14 protein-coding genes are annotated in these 20,139 nt (G+C 71.1%); 6 read left to right on the plus strand and 8 right to left on the minus strand.

Annotated elements, in window-relative coordinates; genetic code table 11:
- Window positions 1-33: 33 nt before the first annotated feature.
- The 4 genes from IT184_15620 to IT184_15635 form a co-directional block, all read right to left on the minus strand.
- Window positions 34-300, minus strand: coding sequence for a DUF3303 family protein (locus IT184_15620; protein ID MCC7010235.1), 267 nt, complete (start codon window positions 298-300; stop codon window positions 34-36).
- 103 nt (window positions 301-403) lie between these two features.
- On the minus strand, window positions 404-2,440 hold the full coding sequence (locus IT184_15625; GenBank protein MCC7010236.1) for a spermidine synthase: 2,037 nt from the start codon (window positions 2,438-2,440) through the stop codon (window positions 404-406).
- A gap of 58 nt (window positions 2,441-2,498) precedes the next feature.
- A complete protein-coding gene (gene rhaM / locus IT184_15630) occupies window positions 2,499-2,831 on the minus strand; it encodes an L-rhamnose mutarotase (protein MCC7010237.1) in 333 nt (110 codons plus the stop codon).
- Between the two features lie 68 nt (window positions 2,832-2,899).
- On the minus strand, window positions 2,900-3,475 hold the full coding sequence (locus IT184_15635; protein MCC7010238.1) for a heme-binding protein: 576 nt from the start codon (window positions 3,473-3,475) through the stop codon (window positions 2,900-2,902).
- 149 nt (window positions 3,476-3,624) lie between these two features.
- Between IT184_15635 and IT184_15640 the strand changes: the two genes are divergently transcribed.
- Entirely contained in the window at window positions 3,625-5,061 is a 1,437-nt protein-coding gene (locus IT184_15640) for a rhamnulokinase (GenBank protein ID MCC7010239.1), read from the plus strand.
- A gap of 191 nt (window positions 5,062-5,252) precedes the next feature.
- Here IT184_15640 and IT184_15645 read toward each other — a convergent pair whose 3' ends face one another.
- From IT184_15645 to IT184_15655, 3 genes are read right to left on the minus strand one after another with little or no spacing between them, the layout of a single operon-like run.
- Window positions 5,253-6,536 carry a PepSY domain-containing protein gene (locus tag IT184_15645; GenBank protein MCC7010240.1) on the minus strand — a complete coding sequence of 428 codons (1,284 nt, stop codon included), beginning with the start codon at window positions 6,534-6,536 and terminating at the stop codon, window positions 5,253-5,255.
- The gene (locus IT184_15650; GenBank protein MCC7010241.1) at window positions 6,536-7,216 is read right to left on the minus strand and encodes a Fe2+-dependent dioxygenase; all 681 of its coding nucleotides are present in this window, start codon (window positions 7,214-7,216) and stop codon (window positions 6,536-6,538) included. Before IT184_15650 ends, IT184_15645 begins: the two co-directional genes overlap by 1 nt.
- 2 nt (window positions 7,217-7,218) lie before the next feature.
- Window positions 7,219-9,756: a TonB-dependent siderophore receptor gene (locus IT184_15655; GenBank protein MCC7010242.1), complete on the minus strand. Its 2,538-nt coding sequence runs from the start codon at window positions 9,754-9,756 to the stop codon at window positions 7,219-7,221.
- Window positions 9,757-10,225: 469 nt separating this feature from the next.
- On the opposite strand from IT184_15655, the gene IT184_15660 reads away from it, so the two are divergent.
- Window positions 10,226-12,484: a bifunctional rhamnulose-1-phosphate aldolase/short-chain dehydrogenase gene (locus tag IT184_15660; GenBank protein MCC7010243.1), complete on the plus strand. Its 2,259-nt coding sequence runs from the start codon at window positions 10,226-10,228 to the stop codon at window positions 12,482-12,484.
- Window positions 12,485-12,641: 157 nt separating this feature from the next.
- On the opposite strand, the gene gdhA is transcribed toward IT184_15660, so the two are convergent.
- Entirely contained in the window at window positions 12,642-13,991 is a 1,350-nt protein-coding gene (gene gdhA, locus IT184_15665; protein MCC7010244.1) for an NADP-specific glutamate dehydrogenase, read from the minus strand.
- Window positions 13,992-14,316: 325 nt separating this feature from the next.
- Here gdhA and IT184_15670 point away from each other — a divergent pair, with 325 nt between their 5' ends.
- From IT184_15670 to IT184_15685, 4 genes are read left to right on the plus strand one after another with little or no spacing between them, the layout of a single operon-like run.
- A complete protein-coding gene (locus tag IT184_15670; protein MCC7010245.1) occupies window positions 14,317-15,531 on the plus strand; it encodes a TIM barrel protein in 1,215 nt (404 codons plus the stop codon).
- A 40-nt stretch (window positions 15,532-15,571) separates the two neighbouring features.
- The gene (locus tag IT184_15675; protein ID MCC7010246.1) at window positions 15,572-17,092 is read left to right on the plus strand and encodes a sugar ABC transporter ATP-binding protein; all 1,521 of its coding nucleotides are present in this window, start codon (window positions 15,572-15,574) and stop codon (window positions 17,090-17,092) included.
- Complete coding sequence (locus IT184_15680) at window positions 17,089-18,057, plus strand: ABC transporter permease (GenBank protein MCC7010247.1); 969 nt, start codon at window positions 17,089-17,091, stop codon at window positions 18,055-18,057. The genes IT184_15675 and IT184_15680 overlap by 4 nt, the downstream gene beginning before the upstream one ends.
- Window positions 18,044-20,074: a substrate-binding domain-containing protein gene (locus IT184_15685; GenBank protein MCC7010248.1), complete on the plus strand. Its 2,031-nt coding sequence runs from the start codon at window positions 18,044-18,046 to the stop codon at window positions 20,072-20,074. The genes IT184_15680 and IT184_15685 overlap by 14 nt, the downstream gene beginning before the upstream one ends.
- Window positions 20,075-20,139: the final 65 nt, after the last annotated feature.

Below are 20,139 nucleotides of genomic sequence, written 5' to 3' on the forward strand. Positions count from 1 at the left end.
GCCCACCTGCGTCTCGTTCGGACGGTCTCGCCGCTAGCCGCCGAGCAGCTTCCCGAATTCCTGATCGTCGAGCACCGGCGTCGTCTCGAACGTCAGCAGGTCGGACCAGCCCATGACCCATTTCGCGATCGCCGAAGCGTCCGATGTTTCGGACAGCGTCCACCCTCGATGGCCTGTGGCGTCGTGCCACCTGCCCAGCAACGTGACGCCGGCCGGCGGCGCTCCGTGGGACTGCTTGAAACGCGCGATCGCCGCGTCTCTGTTGCCGGGACCAACCGTGAAGGTCGTGATGAAGCGCATGCGGGCCTCCTGCCGGGCGGTCGACACCCGAGATGTCATCCGCCGTGGCGTTGTGATGTGGTGAGCGCGCCATCCTAGCACGGCTCCCGGGCCTGCGCTCGGTCTACGAGGCGCGCCGCCACGCCGCGACCGCCGCGACGTAGCAGATCGCGATGATCAGCAGCAGGCCGTTGAAGCCAGTGAGGAGCGACAGGTACTCGCCGACGCCGCCCACCATCGCCCCCAGCAGGTTCGTGCCGTAGTCGCGCGCCACCGACGTGGAGTGTTTGAGCACCGTGCCGAACAGCAGGCCCGCGCAGACGATGGGGCTGAAGACGAGCGCGGCGTAGACGAGCGACTCGATCGCCCGGCTCTCGACACCGATGCGGCCGACCGGCAGCAGGTAGTTCGCCCCGAGCAGCGCGACCAGCACGCCGCAGACGAGCCACGGCCGCCGAATCTCGACCTTCGCCACGATGAAGTTCGCGACGAGCGCCATCGTCAACACCGAGGCGATGACGAGCGACGCCACGAACCAGGTCGAGCCCCAGAGCAGCGCGAACTGGATGATCGACTTGGTCTCGAGGAGCATGAACGCCGCGCCGAGCAGGAAGGACGTCCACGACCACGTCCCGCGCTGCCCGCGCATGGCCAGCATGACGGCGGCGACCGACACGATGAGAATCAGCGCGAGCGCCCACACGTAGTGCGCCGGCATGTGGCGATCCCGCAGGTAGAGGAACGGCCAGTCGTCGGTCGCCGGCTCGATGGAGGGATCGCGCCGGTGCACGCGCGCGGGGCTGGGGTCGTGCGACTGGCCGAAGGCGGTGACGCGATCCGGGACGACCGGATCCGCCGTCAGCGTCTTCAGCCGAGGGCCCGCCATCATGACGCCGAGGTACGACCGCGCTTCGTGCACGTGCACGCGCGGCTCCTCGCCGAACGCGATCGCCGCCTGGTTGGCGAGCCGATCGACCAGCCAGCGCTCCCGGAAGTAGTTGTAGACGACGAGCAGGCCGTTCGGCGCGAGCCGGTCGCGCACGGATCGGAACGACTCGGTGGTGAACATGTAGCTCTCGAGCCGCACGCCCGAGAAGCTCGACTGCAACGTCAGCGAGTCGATCAGCGCGAACACCACGAGGTCGTACCGCTTCGTCGTCGTCCTGAGGAAGTGCCGCGCGTCATCGTTGATTCGCGTGACGCGCGGGTCCGAGTACGGACGATCGGGGTGGTGCTGCGCGCCGAGCCTGAGGATGACCGGATCGATCTCGACCGCGTCCACGTGCTTCGCGCCGTGCCGGAGCGCCGCCGCGACGTCGGTGCCGGACCCGGCCCCGAGCACGAGCACGTTCTCGAACGTGTCGCCGAAGGCCATGTACGGCCACTGGTAGAAGTACTCCTTCTGCTCCACCGGCGCCATCGACTGGTGGAAGATGTTGTTCACCTCGATGACGGTATCGGGGCCGTCCTGGCCCACGGTGATCTTGTAGTAGGGCGACCAGATCGCGCCGGCCGCCATCCGCGCGACGATCGCGAGCGAGACGCCGAGCAGGAGCACGTTGACGCCGAGCAGCCAGCGGCGGGGCCGGCCGGCCGCGCCCGGTTCCGCCGACGCGAGCAGCGGCAGCGCCGCGGCGAACCCGACGCCGAACCAGGCGGCGGGCGGGAGCTCCTGCCACGACATCACGCCGAACGCGGCCACGCCCGCCAGGCTTCCGGCCAGGTTGATCGTGTAGGCCCTGAGAGGCGGCAGCTCCGCCATCTCGCGGCCCATCCGCTGCGCGAGCGTCGCGAACAACGCGGCGACGACGACGAAGATGACGGGCAGGAGGGTGGTGCTCTCGACGAGCGTGACCTTCTCGGCGGTGCCGCTCGTGAAGTAGATGCTGCCGGCCGCCTGGATCCCCACCTCGAGCCTGAACACGCGCACGAGCGCGACGACGGCCGTGACGAGCAGCGGGAACCAGGCGAACAGCCGCGCGCGCGCCGGCGCGACCAGGCAGCCGATGCCGATGCCGAGAAACGTCGCGAGCAGGATGAAGTTCGAGAAGTAGGCGAGCAGCCGGATGTAGGCCGGCATCCAGCGGATCAGCGCCACTTCGAGAAAGAGCACGAGAAACGACGAGAGGAAGACGCGGGTCGCCTGGTGGGGATGTGTCATTCGTGTCGGCCGCGGGGCGCCGCAGAGGACGACTGATTGTAGTAGAAGCGGCAGACCGTCAGGATCGGCCGTGACGGTCGTCGATGTGAAAGACCTCGTGGAGCTCGCGCGAGACGGGGGAGTCGTCGGGATTCGACGGCATGATCTCCCGCATGGAGCGCCACCAGCGGCGGCAGACGTCCGTCTCGGCGATCGCCTTCCAGCGCGCTTCGTCCTCGATCTCCACGTACGCGAACAGATCGTGTGTCGCCTCGTCGAGGTAGATCGAGTACGTGCGGACGCCGTGGGCGATCAACGCGGCTTCGAGCTCGGGCCAGATGGGCCGATGCCGCTGCTCGTACTCGGCGTGCCGGCCCGGGTGCACGCTCATGCGAAAGGCTTTGCGGATCATGCGGAAGGCCGGCGACAGTGTCTCTGCCGCCGGCCAGAGGTTCGTCGAAGGTCGAGCGTCGCGGCGCGCTACTTCACGGCGTCGATGCCAGCCTGCGCGAAGAGCTCGTCGTTCTGCGAGCTGGATCCGCCGACGCCGATCGCGCCGACGACCTTGCCGGCCTTCACGATAGGCAGGCCGCCCTGCACGGCCATGATGGGTGCGCCGGTGGCGGCGGCCGGCGTGACGGTGGCCGACACCGGCGTGCCGGCCGCAACGGCATCCTGGAGCGCCTTCGTCGGCACGCCGAACAGGATCGCCGCGCGCGCCTTGGCCTGCGACGCCGTCACCGCGACGCTGGCCGCGCCGTCCATCCGGCGGAAGTACACGAGATCGCCGTTCGCGTCCACGACCGCGATCGCCACCTTCGCGTTCGCGGCGTTGGCCGCCGCTTCGGTCGCATCCATCGCCTTTTTCGCCGTCGCGAAGTCCACCTGTGCCGGCGCGCCGCCGCGGCCGCCACCGCCGCCTGGACCGCCGGCGCCGCCCTGCCTGCCCATACCGCCGGCCGGTCCCTGAACGGGCGCCTGGCCCTGCGCGAACGTGAGCGGCGAGGCGAACGCCGCCGCCGCGAACAGCATCAGTCCTACGAACCGTCGAGTCATCGTCTCGTGCTCCTCGCTTGGCGCTTGGCACCCAGAGTCGTGGCTGCGCCGACGCCCGCGCACGCCTCGGCGTGCCCGGGCAGGCTACCACGCCACGTCGAGCGATCGGAACACGGCCTTGCGGCCGGCGCCGGCTGCTCGTATATCGTGTGCGCGTGTCCGCCGACTTCCTGGCGTTCGACATCGGGGCCGAGAGCGGCCGGGCGATGCTCGGCCGGCTCGCCGGCGGCCGGCTCTCGCTCGACGAGCTGGCCCGCTTCTCGAACCTCCCGCGACGGATCGACGGGTCGCTTCGATGGGACTTCGACGCGATCTGGCAGGCGGTGCGTGAGGGGCTGGCCGCGGCCGTCGCGAGGGGCGTTTCGCCCGTCAGCATCGGCGTCGACGCGTGGGGCGTCGACTACGGCCTGATCGACGCCGAGGGCGATCTCGTCGAGCCGCCGTATCACTACCGCGACCATCGCACGGACGGCATGGTCGATCGCGTGAGCGCGCTCATCGGACGCGCGCGGCTGTACGAGACGACCGGCGTCCAGTGCCTCGCGATCAACACGATCTATCAGCTCCGCGCGGCCGTCGAGCAGACGCCGGCCGTCATCGAACGGGCCGAGCGGCTCTTGACCATTCCGGACCTCGTCAACTACCGGCTCACCGGCCGCGCCGCGTGCGAGTTCACGAACGCCTCGACGACGCAGTGCGTGAACGCGAGGACGCGCCGGTGGGCGACGGACATCCTGCGCGACCTGGAGATCCCGCCGAGGCTCTTCGGCGAGATCGTCGAGCCCGGCACGGTGCTCGGCCCTCTCGCCGCGCACGCCAGCGTCGAGCTGGCCGGCACGCCCGTCGTCGCGCCGGCGTGCCACGACACCGGCTCGGCGGTGGCGGCCGTGCGCACCGGCGGCGGCACGGCGTTTCTCAGCAGCGGCACCTGGTCCTTGCTCGGCATCGAGGTGCCGGCGCCGGCGCTCACGGAAGAGGCGCGCGAGCTGAACTTCACGAACGAAGGCGGCGTCGCGGGCACGACGCGCCTGCTGAAGAACATCGCGGGATTGTGGCTGCTGCAGGCGTGCCGGCAGCGATGGGCGGCCGGGAGCGCGGCGCCCGCGTACGAGGACCTCGTCGCGGCGGCGCGCGACGCACCGCCGATCCGGACGATCGTCGACGTGGACGATCCCGTGTTCCTGAACCCCGATGACATGCCCGCCGCCATCGCGGCGTACGCCCGCCGCACCGGCCAACCCGTGCCCGATTGCCCGGCGGCGTTCACGCGCTGCATCTTCGAGAGCTTCGCGCGCAAGTACCGCGAGGTGACCGACGCCATCGAGCGGCTCGCCGGCCAACGGATCCACACGATCCGCGTCGTCGGCGGCGGCGCGAAGAACGCGCTGCTCACGCAGCTCACCGCCGACGCGACCGGCCGGACGGTGCTGGCCGGCCCGGTCGAGGCGACCGCGCTCGGCAACATCGCCGTTCAGATGGTCGCCACCGGGCACGCGACGTCGATCGACGAGGCCCGCGGGATCATCGAACGATCGTGGCCCGCGGACCGGTACGAGCCGCGAGAGACGGAACCCGGACGGCGCTGAGGCGCGAGGCCTCAGCGCTCTCCGTTCGATTGGTTGGACGAAGAGCGCGTTTCAAGACTCCCGGCGGGGGGCGCCGGAGGGGGCCGCTCCGCGTGGCGCGCGGGCGACGCCCGTGATCACGCGCGTTGTGCCGAGCACCACGTGGGGCTGTCCGGCGACAGGACCCGCGCTCGCCCAGTTTCGAACACGCCCTAGGCGACCGGCGTGCGTTGTTCGACGGCGAACCCCGGCTTCTTGGCGATCCGCTTGCGCCAGGCGAGGAATCGCCGCAGGGCGAGGGCGAGGCCCGTGTAGACCAGGACGGCGCCGCCTGCGCTGACCAGACCGGCGATCGTCTGGCCGGTGAAGCCGTAGATCTCGCCGGTGTGCGCGAACCGCAGCCAGGTGCGCATCCGGCGCCCCGGCGTCTGCGCCGAGAAGTCTTCCCACTTCTGAACGGCGCCGGTCGAGGCGTCGAGGGTCAGCGTGCCGCGGCGGTTCGGCTGCCCGGCGTCGCCCTGATCGATCGTGAAGACGACCGGCGCGCGCTCGGAGGCCGGCACCCGGAGCGCGAGCATCTGCCACCCGGGCTGGAACTGCATGGCGCGGGCGACCAGATCGTCGACGCCGGATCCAATCGACGGCGCCGGCTGGGCGCGCTCCGTGGCGCCGGGCATCGAGGCCGACTCACCGCGCGCGGGTCTCGGCTCGCCACCCGCCCGGCCGCCGCGGCCGCCGCCGCCCCGTCCACCGCCTGCGCCCGGCCCTCCGGGTCCGCCGCCACGGCCGGCCGCGGGCGCCGGCGGATCTTCGCCCATCGCGCGATAGACGAGATCGCTCGACCACGGATACGAGATCACCGTGCCGGAGTAGACGACGATCGCGAGCGGAATCGCGGACCAGAAGCCGATCACGTTGTGCCAGTTGAAGTCGCGCGCCTTCGCCCGCACCCCGCGCTTGAACCACAGCACGTTGCGGAACTGCGTCCAGGTCAGCGTGCGCGGCCACCAGAGGTACACGCCGCTCAGCACGACGAAGAGGAACATCAGGTTCGCCGCACCGGTCAGCGCCCGGCCCGTCGGACGCTGCTCGCCCGACATCGCGAGCCATCGATGCCAGTTCGTCATCGACGTGAAGAAGGCGCGCATTCGCTGGCCCGTGCCCTCGCCGTACACCTCTGCGCTGTACGGGTTGACGTACACCGTTTGCGGCCCGATCGCGAGCGCCGCCGGCGCAGACGGATCCGACCGCCACGTGATCGTCGTCACCGGCGCGTCGGCGTCGACCGCGCGCGCGGCGGCGAGCAGGCTCGACACCGGCGCGCGCGAGTCGCCCGACCCGGGCGTCGCGCGGAAGTGCCGCGTGTCGGCCCAGAACTGCATCTCCTTCTGGTAGGTGAGCGCGACGCCCGTCACGCACATGATCAGGATGACGACGCCGCCGGCGACGCCGCAGGCGAGGTGGCACCAGAACAGGATTCGGCGCAGGATCGCCATCACAGCTCCGCCCACTGCCGGAGCAGGTTGTGGTACACGCCCGTGAGCTGCACCGCCACCGGATGGTCGGGAAGCTCCTCGCTGAGGCGCTGAATGGCCGTGTCGAGGTCGAAGAGCAGCGTGCGCTGCCCGTCGTCGCGGATCAGGCTCTGAATCCAGAAGAAGGACGCGATGCGTGCGCCGCGGGTGACCGGCGTCACGTGGTGCAGGCTCGTGGACGGATAGAGCACCATCTGGCCCGCGGGCAGCTTGATCTGGTGCACGCCGTAGGTGTCCTCGACCGTGAGCTCACCGCCGTCGTACTCGTCGGGCTCCGACAGGAACAGCGTGGCGGACAGATCCGTGCGCAGGCGATCGCGCCCGCCGGCCACCTGCCGGATCGCGTTGTCGACGTGGCTGCCGAACGACCCGCCGCCTTCGTACTTGTTGAACATCGGCGGGTAGACGCGGAGCGGCAGCGCGGCCGACACGAACAGCGGATGCCGCTGCAGCGCCTGGACGATCTGGGCCCCGAGGTTGCGGGCCGTCGGATGGTCCTCCGGGATCTGCAGGTTGTCTTTCGCCCGCGCCGACTGCGGGCCTGCGGTGACGCGGCCGTCCACCCAGGGCGCGCCGTCGAGCGCGCGCCGGACGGTGGCGACCTCGGCCGCCGTGAGCACATCAGGGACTTGAAGCAGCATGATCAGAATCCGAAGTCAGCCGTGACCTGCACCGTGCGGCGCGGTCCGGGAATGTAGTGGCCACCGCCGACGCGGTCGACGTAGCGCTCGTCGCCGAGGTTCGTGCCGTTGACGCGCAGCGTGAGATAGCGGTTCACGCCGTAGGAGGCCATCGCGTTCACGAGCCAGTAGCTCGGCACCTTCAGGTCGGTGGTGGTGTTGCGGAACACGGCGTCCATGTACTGCGCGCCGCCGCCGACCGACAGCCCCCGCCGTACCTCCCACGTCGTCCAGAGGCTCGCCGTGCGGCTGGGCGTCAACGCGAGGTCGCGCCCGTCCTCGACGTCGTTGGCCGAGTCCACGATCTTGCTGTCGAGCTGCGAGAAGCCGGCGAGCGCGGTCCAGCCGGGAAGGATCTGCCCCGACACGCCGAGCTCGACGCCGCGCACGCGCTGGCGTCCGGCGAGCACGAACGGATCGCTCGAGAGGTTGCGCGTGCGCGCGTTGGTCTTCTCCGTGTCGAAGACGGCGCCGGTGACGAGCAGGCGATCGCCGTAGGCCGACCACTTCGTGCCCACCTCGACGTTGCGCGACTTCTCCGGCTTCAGGTTCACGCTGTTGGCCGACGTGTCGGTGGCGCCGAGCGCCGCACCGACGGTGCCGGCGTCCGAGGACGGATTGAACGACGTGCCGTAGCCGGCATAGATGCTGCTGCCCGTCGTCGGCCTGAAGACGATGCCGGCGCGGCCGCTCAGCATGCGGTCCACGCGCTCCAGCGCCGTCACCGCGCCGGTCGCCAGCGTCGTGAGGCGATAGTCGACGTCCGATCGATCCCACCGCAGGCCGCCCGTTGCCTGCCATCGCGCGCCGAGATCGACCGTGTCGAAGAGGTACACGCCCACCGTGGACGTCCGCGTCTCGCTCGGATTGCCGGTGATGTCGGGCATCGGGCCGAACGGCGACTGCCGCGGATCCGGACTCTGCAGCGTCACCTGCGGCTGGTTGGTCGTCTGCGCGGAGTTCTTCGTGGCCGTCTCCTCGCGCGCCACCTCGAGCCCGCCCGCGATCGCGTGCGCCAGCCCTGCGGTGCGGCCGTTCCACGACACGCTCGTCTGGTTCGCCAGCGCGTCGTTCTCCATGAACCGGCGCTGGAGCTGCCGGTTGGGCGGCCGCGGCGCGGTGATGGCGTGATCGCGTTCCGTCTGGCCGTACCGCGACAGGTTGCGCAGCGTCAGGCCCGGCCGCACGTCGTGCTCGACGCGCACCGTCGCCATGTCGTTGTCGATGTGCTCGAAGTCGTAGTTCGCGAGACCGTAGAAGTTGCTCTGGTCGACGGCCGGCGTCGCGTTGAACGCACCGGTCGGGTAGACCTGTCCGGTCGCCGGGTCGGTGTAGGTCCCCCACGGCAGGCCGTAGTCGGGCACGTTGCGTTGCCGCAGGTGCTGAGAGCTGAGCGTCACCCGCGTCGCCCCGTCCATACCGAACGCCACGGAGGGCGCGACGGCCCAGCTCTCGTTCTCGACGACCTGCCGGCCCGGCACGCCCGCGTCCTGCCACATCACGTTGACGCGCGCGGCGGCGGGCGACCCGAGCGCCGTGAACGGCTCGTTCATGTCGAGCGTGCCGCGCCGGAAGTCGGCGCCGCCGAGGCCGGCCGTGGCCCGGCGCAGCGACCGGAGCTGTGGCGTCTTCGTCGCGAGGTTGATGGCGCCGCCCGTCGACCCGCGCCCGCCGAACGACGACGAGGGCCCTTTGATGACCTCGACCTGTTCGAGGTTGAACGCATCGCGCGAGTACGGCGCCACGTCGCGGACGCCGTCCACGTAGATGTCGCCCGAGGCGGAGAAGCCGCGCATCGTCAGCGTGTCGCCGGGCAGGCCGCCGCCGCCCTCACCGGCCTGCATCGTGATGCCCGGCACGTTGCGCAGCACGTCGCGCAGGTTCGTCGCGCCCTGCGATTCGATCACGTTCCGTGAGACGACCGTGATGGTCTGCGGCGTCTGGACGATCGGCGCCGTGAACTTGGGCGAGCTCACCGCCGGCAGCGACGCCGACACCGTCACGTCCTCGCGCGTGGCCTCGATCTCGACGATGACCGTGGTCGCATCCACGAAGCGGTGCGACAGCCGGCTGTCGCTCAGAAGCTGCGCGAGCGCCTGGCCGGGCGTGAGTGTCCCGCGCACGGCCGGATTCGTCAGCGCTCGAACCAGCTCGGGCGCCACGCGCACCGTGATGCGCGTGAGCGCCGCGAACTGCTGGAGGCCCACCGAGAGCGGACCCGGCGCGATGTCGAACGTGAGCGTGCCCTGGACGTTCTGGGCTTGCGCCTGCGGCGCTTGCCCGGGCCAGGCCTCGGGACCGGCGGCCGCCGGCGTGAGGCCGGACCGGTAGACCGCCGCGAACACGTCTTCCGGCTTCTCCCAAGGGCCGATCAGCCGTTCGATCCGCTGGACGATGGCGTCCGAGGCCGAGCGGGTGCGCGACGGCGCCGCCGGCAGCGCCGCCGACGCGGGCGCGGGCAACGCGGCCCCGATCGCCGCCGACGAGACGACGGCAGCCACGGTGTTCCAGGAGCGGGATCGCGTCGCAGCGACGCGGGACGGAATGGACGAGCGGGAGGACCTGACAGGATATTTCGCCATGAACGACTCCTCATGGCGTGCGACGGCCCGGAACCCGCTACAATTGCAGCGCCGGACGGACCATGCGTCACACGCGTGGATCAAAAACGGTCTCGCCAGACTGGCGTTCGGCAGCCCGTCGGGTGTCATCGCACCCGACGGGCCTCTCTGTTCGTAACTGAGAAACGTCTCAGTTGCCGTCGGGGAGTCTAACTCCGACCAAATTGGTCCGTCAACTCGGGCCACCCCTGCTGTCACGTCTGCGTGCTCGAATCGGTCGAGCTCGGCCGCGTACTTCGGTGAGCCGCGGCCGGGCGCCGCGTCACCTTCTTCCCCGTACGCCGCAAGCCGTGAGCCGCAAGCCAAAGCGCGCGGGAGGCGTCGGACTCCGCTCGTATACTTGCGGGCGATGGAGAACACGGCGAAGCACGGATCCGCGGGCCAGGCGGTGGGGACGGCCCGGTGGCCGTTGAAGGCGCTGACCGATCTCTGGGACGACGGCGAGGCGGCGCGGCTGGCCGCGACGCCGCTCGAGCTCCTGCGCTATCGATCGAACCTGCTCGGCGCGGACCTGCGGATCACGAACTTCGGCGGCGGCAACACCAGCTCGAAGTACACCGCGGTGGATCCGCTGACCGGCGAGCCGGTGCGCGTCATGGCCGTCAAGGGGAGCGGCGGCGATCTGCGATCGATCACCTCGGCCGGCTTCGCCGTGCTGTACCTCGACGCGCTCGAGCGGCTGATCGGCCGCTATCGGGGCGAGGCGCACGAGGACGAGATGGTCGCGTGCTACCCGCTCTGCACCTGCGGCGAGCGCGGCGCTGCGCCGTCCATCGACACGCCGCTCCACGCGTTCCTGCCGTTCGATCACGTCGATCACCTGCACCCGGACTGGGCGATCGCGCTCGCGGCCAGCGCCAACGGGCTCGCACGGCTCGACGAGTTCAACGCGCACTACGGGCGCCGCATCGCCTGGCTGCCGTGGCAGCGTCCGGGCTTCGAGCTGGGGCTCATGCTGCGGCGCGCGGTCGAGGCCCATCCCGGCTGCGACGGCATCCTCCTCGGCGGCCACGGCCTGTTCACGTGGGGCGCGACGCCGCGCGAGTGCTACCGATCGAGCCTCGAGACCATCGACCAGATGGGCGACTTCATCGCCGCGCACGACACGAGGCGGCGCGTGCCGCGGTTCGGCGGCGCACGATACGCGACGTCATCGCTCGATCGCGACGCGGCGGCCGGCGCGATCCTTCCGGTGCTTCGCGGTGTCGTCTCGACGGGACGCCGGACGATCGGTCACTGGGACTCGTCGGACGACGCGCTGACGTTCGCCGGCTCGGTGTGGGCCGACGAACTGTGCCGCCTCGGGACGAGCTGCCCCGATCACTTCCTGCGGACGCGGATCTGCCCGATGTACGTGCCGTGGGACCCGTCCTCCGGCCTCGCCGCGCTGGAGGCGCTCGTTCGCGAGCGGGTCGTGCAGTACCGCACCGACTACACGGCGTACTACGAATCGTTCGCGGCGCCGGACAGCCCGGCACTCCGCGATCGCAACCCGTCGGTCGTCGTCGTTCCCGGGCTGGGCGTGTTCGGCTTCGCCAGGGACAGGCGCGAAGCGCGCATCACCACCGAGTTCTTTCTGAACGCGATCCGGGTGATGGCTGGGGCGAACGCGCTCGAGGGTGACGCGGTGGACGGCCCGGTGCCGCAAGCACGCCGGCCCGATCGAGCCGAGGGCTTCGCCCACGCGCACAATTACGTGGCGCTGCCGCGACGCGAGGCGTTCCGGATCGAGTACTGGGCGCTCGAGGAAGCCAAGCTCCAGCGCATGCCGCCGGAGAAGGAGCTCAGCCGGCGGATTGCGCTCGTCGTCGGCGCGTCGAGCGGCATCGGACGGGAAGTGGCCGTCGAGCTCGCGCGGCGCGGCGCGCACGTCGTGCTCGCCGATCTCGACGAGGCCGGCGCCGCGGCGGCGGCACGGGATGCGGCGGCCGTCTCGTCCGGCGAACACGTGATGGCGGCCGCAGCCGATCTCTCGTCGCGCGCGAGCCTGCGCGCGACGATCGACCGCGCCCTCCGGCACTTCGGCGGGATCGACGTCGTGATCAACACGGCCGCGATCTACCCGACGCCGCCGCCGGGCACGCCGATCGAGCAGGTGTGGGCGCAGGCGCTGGCGCTCAACGTCACGAGCAACCACGTGCTGGCCGACGAGGCGGCGCGCGTGTTCCGCGCGCAGCAGCTCCCCGCGTCGATCGTCCTCACCAGCTCGGCGAACGCCGTCGTGCCGAAGTCGGGCAGCGAGCCCTACGACGTCAGCAAGGCGGCGGTGAACCACCTGATCCACGAGCTGGCGATCGGCCTCGGCCCGCTCGTGCGCGTCAACGGCATCGCGCCGGCGACGGTCGTCGCCGGCTCCGCGATGTTCCCGCGCGATCGGGTGATCGTCTCGTTGGAGAAGTACAAGATCCCGTTCGACGCGACGGAGCCGACGGAGAGCCTTCGAGCGAAGCTCGCGCAGTTCTATGCCGGCCGCACGATCACGCGCCAGCCGATCACCCCGGCCGACTGCGCGCGCGCGATCGTCTGGCTCGCCGGCGACCAGAGTGCCCGGACGACCGGGCACGTCATCCCGGTGGACGGGGGGCTCGCCGAGGCGTTCCTGAGATGAGCCGACCGGCCGACGTCCCCTGACCTCTCGAGCCGAACGACGCGACGTCCGAACAGCAGATTGCCGCGGCGCTGGACCGTTTCCGCATCGAGCTCTCGTCCACCGCTTCGAACGCGACTCGAGCGCCCGCCTCCGGCGGCCGTACTCGCCTGCCGGCTCAGATGAGCCCGTGCGCGACCATCGCGCGCGCGACCTTGATGAACCCGGCGATGTTCGCGCCGAGCACGTAGTTGCCGGGCGCGCCGAACTCTTCGGCCGTTTCCCATGCGGCGGCATGGATCCCGGTCATGATCTCGGCGAGCTTCTTCTCGGTGAACTCGAACGACCAGGAGTCGCGGCTCGCGTTCTGCTGCATCTCGAGCGCCGAGGTGGCCACGCCGCCCGCGTTGGCCGCCTTCCCGGGGCCGTAGGCGATGCCGGCCTCGAGGAACACGCGGACGCCTTCGGGCGTGGTCGGCATGTTGGCGCCCTCGGCCACCGCGACGCAGCCGTTCTTCACGAGGGCGCGCGCGTCGCGGCCGTTCAGCTCGTTCTGGGTCGCCGACGGCATCGCGATCTGACAGGGCACCTCCCAGATGTTCCCGCCCGGCACGTACGTCGCGTGAGGGCGGCACTTCACGTACTCGGCGATGCGCCGCCGTTCGACCTCCTTGAGGTCCTTCACGACCTCCAGATCGATGCCCCGTTCGTCGACGATGACGCCCTGCGAGTCCGAGCAGGCCACCACGCGGGCGCCGAGCTGGTGAAGCTTCTCGATCGTGTAGATCGCGACGTTGCCGGCGCCCGAGACCACGCACGTCTTGCCCTCGAGCGAGTCGCGGCGCACCGCCAGCATCTCGCGCATGAAGTACACCGCGCCGTAGCCGGTGGCCTCCCGGCGGACGAGCGCGCCGCCCCACCCGATGCCCTTGCCGGTCAGCACCCCGGATTCGTACCTGTTCGTGATCCGTTTGTACTGCCCGAACAAGTAGCCCAGCTCGCGGCCGCCGACGCCGATGTCGCCCGCGGGCACGTCGGTGTACTCGCCGAGATGCCGGTACAGCTCGGTCATGAAGCTCTGGCAGAAGCGCATCACCTCGCTGTCGGACCGGCCTTTGGGATCGAAGTCCGAGCCGCCCTTGGCCCCGCCGATCGGCATGCCGGTGAGCGCGTTCTTGAAGATCTGCTCGAAGCCGAGGAACTTGACGATGCCGAGGTAGACGGACGGATGGAAGCGGATGCCGCCCTTGTAGGGGCCGAGCGCGCTGTTGAACTCCACGCGAAACCCGCGGTTGATGTGCACCTCGCCGCGATCGTCCTGCCACGGGACGCGGAAGATGATCTGGCGCTCGGGCTCGCAGATGCGCTCGATGATGCGCTCGCGGGCGAACTCGGGATACTTCACGAGCACGGGACCGAGCGACTCGAGCACTTCGCGGACGGCCTGATGGAATTCGTCTTCGCCCGGGTTGCGGGCTTTGACCTGCTGGTAGATGGCTTCGATGTTCTCGTCGAGGACGGCGGTCATGGATCCCTTCGTGCGTGCGGCTGCTCGAGCGCGGAGCGAACGGCGATCGGTTGATTGTACTCGGCGGCGGCGGAGCCAGTCGTGGAGTGGCCATGCCGGGCAGGTGCAGCCTGCGGGGTGAGGAAGGAGTTGGCCCTGGCCGGCGTGTTCTCTGATATCGTTCGCGGCACGCCAGGTAGCCACACACCGGATGGGCGGCCGACGATGACGCTCGGCAGCCGCATCGCCGAGGTGCACGACGAGTCCTCGCTTTCGACGGGTGACGCGGGCCGGGCGAGACAGCATCCGGGCGACGTCTCCTGACCTCTCGACGCGAACGACGCCGATGTCCGAACAGCAGATTGCCGCAGCGCTGGACCGTTTCCGCATCGAGCTTCCGTCCTGGGGCTTCGCCGATACCGGCACGCGGTTCGGCGTGTTCCGTCAACCGGCCGCGGCGCACACGCTGGCCGAGAAGCTCGCGGACGCGGGCGTGGTGCACGCGCTCACCGGCGTGTGCCCGTCGGTGGCGCTGCACGTCGACTGGGATCTGCCGGGCGGGTTGGCCGACGTCGACGCCGTGAAGCAGGCAGCGCGCGCCGCTGGTGTGCGGCCGGGCGCCATCAATCCGAACTGGTTCCGGGACCAGGCCTACAAGTTCGGATCGTTCGGCCATCCGGATCCGGCCGTTCGGCGGAAAGCGATCGATCACGGGCTCGCCAGCGTCGAGATCGCCGCACAGCTCGGCAGCCGCGACGTGTCGTGCTGGTTCGCCGATGGCTCGAACTACCCGGGTACGGCCAACATCCGCCAGCGCCGCCTCTGGTTCGAGGAGGGGTTGGCGACGCTGCACGAGCAGCTCGGGCACGCCGGCCGGCTGCTCGTCGAGTACAAGCCGTTCGAGCCGGCCTTCTACCATACCGACATCGCGGACTGGGGGATGGCGCTGCTGCTCGCCCGGGCGGCCGGGCCGCGCGCCAAAGTGCTCGTCGACACCGGGCACCACTACGCCGCGCAGAACATCGAGCAGATCGTGGCGTGGCTGCTCGCCGAGGGCATGCTCGGCGGCTTCCACTTCAACGATCGGCGGTACGCCGACGACGACCTGACGATCGGATCGATCGACCCGTACCAGGTGTTCCGCATCTTCCACGAGATCCGGTTCTTCGAGTGGGAGACCGGCGAGCCGGCCGACATCGCGTACGTCATCGATCAGAGCCACAACCTGAAGGGCAAGATCGAGGCGATGATCCAGACCGTCGGCATGGCGCAGGCGCTCGTCGCGAAGGCCGCGCTCGTCGACTGCGAGCGGCTCGCGCGCGCGCAGCAGGCCTGCGATCTCGTCGCGGCCGAGTCCTGCCTGCAGGACGCCTTCGCCACCGACGTGCGGCCGGCGATCGCCGCCTGGCGCACCGCGCACGGTCTGCCAGCCGATCCGCTCGCGGCGTTCCGCGCGAGCGGCTACCTCGAGCGCATCACCCGCGAGCGTGCGCGCCGCGACGCCCCGGTGGCGGCGGCTCTCGGTTCCGCCGAGTACGCCGACTCGCGCGAGCCGTCCTGATCGAAGTCCGATCCGCGGGAACCTCGGAGCCGTGCCCTCGATGCTCGTCGCCTCGGCGCTCCGCAAGTCGTTCGCGGGCGTCCGGGCCCTGACGGATCTCTCCTTCACCCTCGAGGCCGGCGAGGTACACGCGCTCGTCGGCGAGAACGGCGCCGGCAAGTCCACGTTCGTCCGGATCCTCACCGGGGCCGAGACGCCTGACAGCGGGTCGCTCGCGATCGGCGGCCAGGCCGTGTCCGGGTTGACGCCCGCGATCGCGAAGGCGCTCGGCATCGCCGCGATCCACCAGCATCCGGCGCTCTTCCCGCACCTGACCGTGGCGGAGAACGTCGCGCTCGTGCTCGAGTCGGGCCGACCGTGGACGCGCGTGGACTGGCGCGCGCGCACGACGCGCGCCGGCGAGCTGCTCGGGCGGATCGGCGCGGCGATCGATCCCGGCCGCTGCGTCGAGACGCTGAGCCTGCCCGAGCAGCAGCTCGTCGAGATCGCGAAGGCCGTCGGCGCGGACGCGCGAATCGTCCTCATGGACGAGCCGACCGCCTCGCTCACCGGCCGCGAGGTCGACACCCTCTTCGACGTCGTCGATCGCCTGCGCCGGGCGGGCACGGGCGTGATCTACATCTCGCACCGGCTGGAGGAGATCCCGCGCGTGGCCGGCCGCGTCACGGTGATTCGCGACGGGCGCACGATGGCCGCCGGCCTGCCGCCCGACACCGACAGCCGGCAGCTCGTCCGGCTGATGGCCGGGCGCGGCGACGAAGACGCTCGGATCGTCGTTCCCGTGCGGGCGCGGCCGGAGCCGGCCGCGCCCGTGCTCGAGCTCCGTCACGTCAGCAGCCGCGCGGCCGGTGTGCGCGACGTAACGTTCGGCGTCAGCCGCGGCGAGATCGTCGGCCTGGCCGGCCTCGTCGGTGCCGGCCGGACGGAGCTGGCCGAAGCGCTGTTCGGCCTGCGCCCGGTCGACGACGGCGAGGTCGTGATCGAGGGACGTCCGATGCGGTTCGCTTCGCCAACCGAGGCCATCGACGCCGGCGTCGCGTACCTTCCCGAGGATCGCCGCCGGCACGGCGTGCTGGCGGAGATGAGCGTCACGGCGAACACGAGCTTGGCGAGCCTCGGCAGGATCTCGCGCGGCGGCCTCGTCGACCGCGCCGCGGAATCGAGGCTGGCGCAGTCGTTCGTCGGTCGCTTCGCGATCAAGACCCCGTCGATCGCCGCGTTGGCCGGCACGCTCTCGGGCGGCAACCAGCAGAAGGTGGCGCTCGCCCGCTGGCTGGCGACGGGGCCGTCGCTTCTCATCCTCGACGAGCCCACGCAAGGCGTCGACGTCGCCGCGAAAGCCGAGATCCACCAGCTCATCCGCGAGCTGTCCGCGGACGGCCTCGCGGTGCTGCTCATCTCGTCCGAGCTGGCCGAGCTGCTCGTGTTGAGCGACCGGGTCGTCGTCATGCGCCGCGGCCGTGTTGCCGGCATCGTGGCGGGGGGGACGGCCACCGAGGAATCGATCGCGGCGCTCGCGATCGCGCCGGGCGACACGTTGGGCGGGAGGCCCTCCGCGTGACGCGCCTCTCGCGCATCGAGATCACGCTTGCCGTGATCGTCGCCGCCGCGGCCGGCGTGCTGGCGATCGCCGCGCCGCGGTTCTTCGAGCCGGCGAATCTGCGCGACGTCCTGCTGGCCAATCTGCCGGTCGCGATCGTGGCCGTTGGCGCGACGATCGTCGTGCTCACCGGCGAGATCGACATCTCGGTCGGATCGACGTTCGCGGTGTGCAGCGTGGCGGCCGGCGCGCTCGCGTCGGCGGGCGCGCCGCTGCCGCTGGCGCTCGCGACGGCGCTCGTGGCCGGCGGCGTCATCGGCGCGGCGAACGGCGCGCTCGTCGCGTACGCGCGGATGCCGTCGATCGTCGTCACGCTGGCCGCGATGGTCGCGTTGCGCGACGGGCTGCGCTGGGTCACCGAAGGAGCGTGGATCCAGGATCTGCCTGCCGGATTCCAGTGGTTCGGCTTGTCGCAGGCCGCGTATCCCTACGTCGCGTTCGCGGCCGTGGCCGCGCTCGTCGCCGGCGCGGCCTGGGGGCTCGCCATGACGCGCGGAGGCCGCGCGGTGTACGCCACCGGCTCCAATCCCGTCGCGGCGCGGCTGGCGGCCATCGACGTGCCGCGCGTGCGCTTCGCCGTGTTCGTCGCGGCCGGCGCGCTCACCGCGCTCGCGGCCGTCGTCAACGCGGTGCGCTTCAACCAGATTCCGAGCAACACGGGTCTCGGCCTGGAGATGAAGGTCATCGCGGCCGTGGTCGTCGGCGGCGCCGCGACCAGCGGCGGACGCGGATCGATCCTCGGGACGATGCTGGGCGTCGTGCTGCTCGGCATCTCCGGGCCGGCGCTGACGTTTCTGGGCGCGAGCCCGTACTGGGAGCGTGCGCTGCAGGGCGTCATCGTGCTCGCGGCCGTGGGCGCGGACGCCATCCGGTCGGCGCGGCCGTTCGCGCGGCGGCTCCAGGGGACGCACCGTGAGCTCGCGTGAACGCACGCCGGCCGCCGAATGGCGGCTCGCCGCCGTGCTCGCAGTCGAGTGCGCCGTGTTCGCGCTCGTGGCCGAGCGGTTCGCCACGGCGGGCAACGTGTTCGAGATCGCGCGGCTCAGCGTCGAGCTCGGTCTCATTGCGATCGCGTTGACGCCGGTGATCGTCACCGGCGGCATCGACGTGTCGGTCGGATCGCTGCTCGGCCTGTCGGCCGTCGTGTTCGGCAGCGCGATGGTGGACGCGAAGCTGCCGCCCCTCGCGGCCATTGCCGCGACGATCGCGGTAGGCGCGGCGGGCGGCGCGCTCAACGCGCTGTTCGTCGCGCGCTTCCGGATTCCGCCGCTCATCGTCACGCTCGGCACGATGGCCCTGTTTCGCGGCATCGCCGAGGGCGTGACCGAGGGAGCCCGCAACTACTCGGGGTTTCCCGAGCGGCTGGTCGCGCTCGGGCAGGGGTACCTGTGGGGCGGCGTGCCGGCGCAACTGCCGATTCTGATCGCCGCGGCCGCCGGCTACGCCATCCTGCTGCACCGCTCGATCGTGGGGCGCGGATGGCAGGCGATCGGGTTCGGCGAAGCGGGCGCCCTCTACGCCGGCATCCCCGTGAGCCGTCGTCTCGCCCAGGCGTACGTGCTGACGGGCGCGGTCACGGGCCTGGCGGCGGTGATCTACGTCGCGCACCTCGGCCAGGCGCGCGCGGACGCGGGCACGGGCTACGAGCTGTCGGCCATCACGGCGGTCGTGCTCGGCGGCGCGTCGGTCGCCGGCGGCCGTGGCACGATCGGCGGCACGCTGCTCGGGTTGTTCATCGTGGCCGTCCTGCAGAACGGCCTGCAGCTCGCGGCGCTGCCGTCCGAGCTCGTCGGCGTGCTGACCGGCGTCGTGCTCATCGCGGCGATCGCGCTCGACCGCCGGCGCGGTGCGGGCGTCGCGGCTCGATCGCCGGCAGTCGTCGAAGGAGAGATGCCCGTGAAGAACAGTCAAGTGGCCGTCCTCTGCGCCGCCATGCTCGCGGCCGCGCTGATCGTGGCCGGGACGAACGTGTGGATGGTGCAGACGTTCCGCTTCGCCGGCGCGCCCGCCGCGGCGCCGACGCCCTCGGCCGCGGGACGACGTCCCGTGATCGCGATGATGCCGAAGGCGAAAGGCGATCCGTACTTCGTGAGCTGCCGGGCCGGGGCGGAGGAAGCCGCACGCGATCTCGGGGTCGAGCTGATCTGGGACGGCCCAACGGCCCTCGACGCCGCGAAACAGAACGAGCTCGTCGAGAGCTGGATCACGCGACAGGTGGACGCGATTGCCGTGTCGGTCGAGAACCGCGCCGGCATCTCGACCGTGCTGCGCAAGGCGCGGGCGCGCGGCATCAGGGTGCTCGCCTGGGACGCGGACGCAGAGCCCGACGCGCGCGACTACTTCGTGAACCAGGCCACGCCCGAGGGCATCGGCCGCACGCTCGTCGACGAGGCGGCGCGGCTGATGGGCGATCGCGGCGCGTTCGCGATCGTCACCGGCGCGCTCAGCGCGGCGAATCAGAACGCGTGGATCGCCGCCATCAGAGAACGGCTCGCGGCGGCGCACCCGGCAATGACGCTGGCCGTGATCCGTCCGAGCGACGACGACCGGGACAAGGCGTTCGCCGAGACGCAGACGATCCTGCGCACGCACCCTGAGGCGACGCTCGTGATGGCGATCTCCGCACCCGCGGTGCCGGGCGCGGCCGAAGCGGTCCGCCAGGCCGGGCGCACGGACGTGAAGGTCATGGGCCTGTCGCTGCCGAACATGAACAAGCCGTACGTCCACGGCGGCGTGGTGCAGACGGTGGTGCTCTGGAACACCACGAACCTCGGCTACCTGACGGTACAGGCCGCCGCCCAGGCCGTGCGCGGCCAGCTCGGTCCCAACGCGACGTCGATGACCGCCGGCCGCCTCGGCCCGATCGAGATCCGCGGCGCCGAGATCGTTCTCGGCGATCCGCTCGTGATGACGAAGGCGAACATCGATCAGTTCGACTTCTGAGAGCCGAACGGGTTCGACGAGCACGACCGTCGAGGTGCTCGTTGAATCGGGGCGCCGCGGGGTGG

The sequence above is a fragment of the Acidobacteriota bacterium genome (assembly GCA_020853395.1).
Taxonomy (GTDB): Bacteria; Acidobacteriota; Vicinamibacteria; order Vicinamibacterales; family SCN-69-37; genus JADYYY01.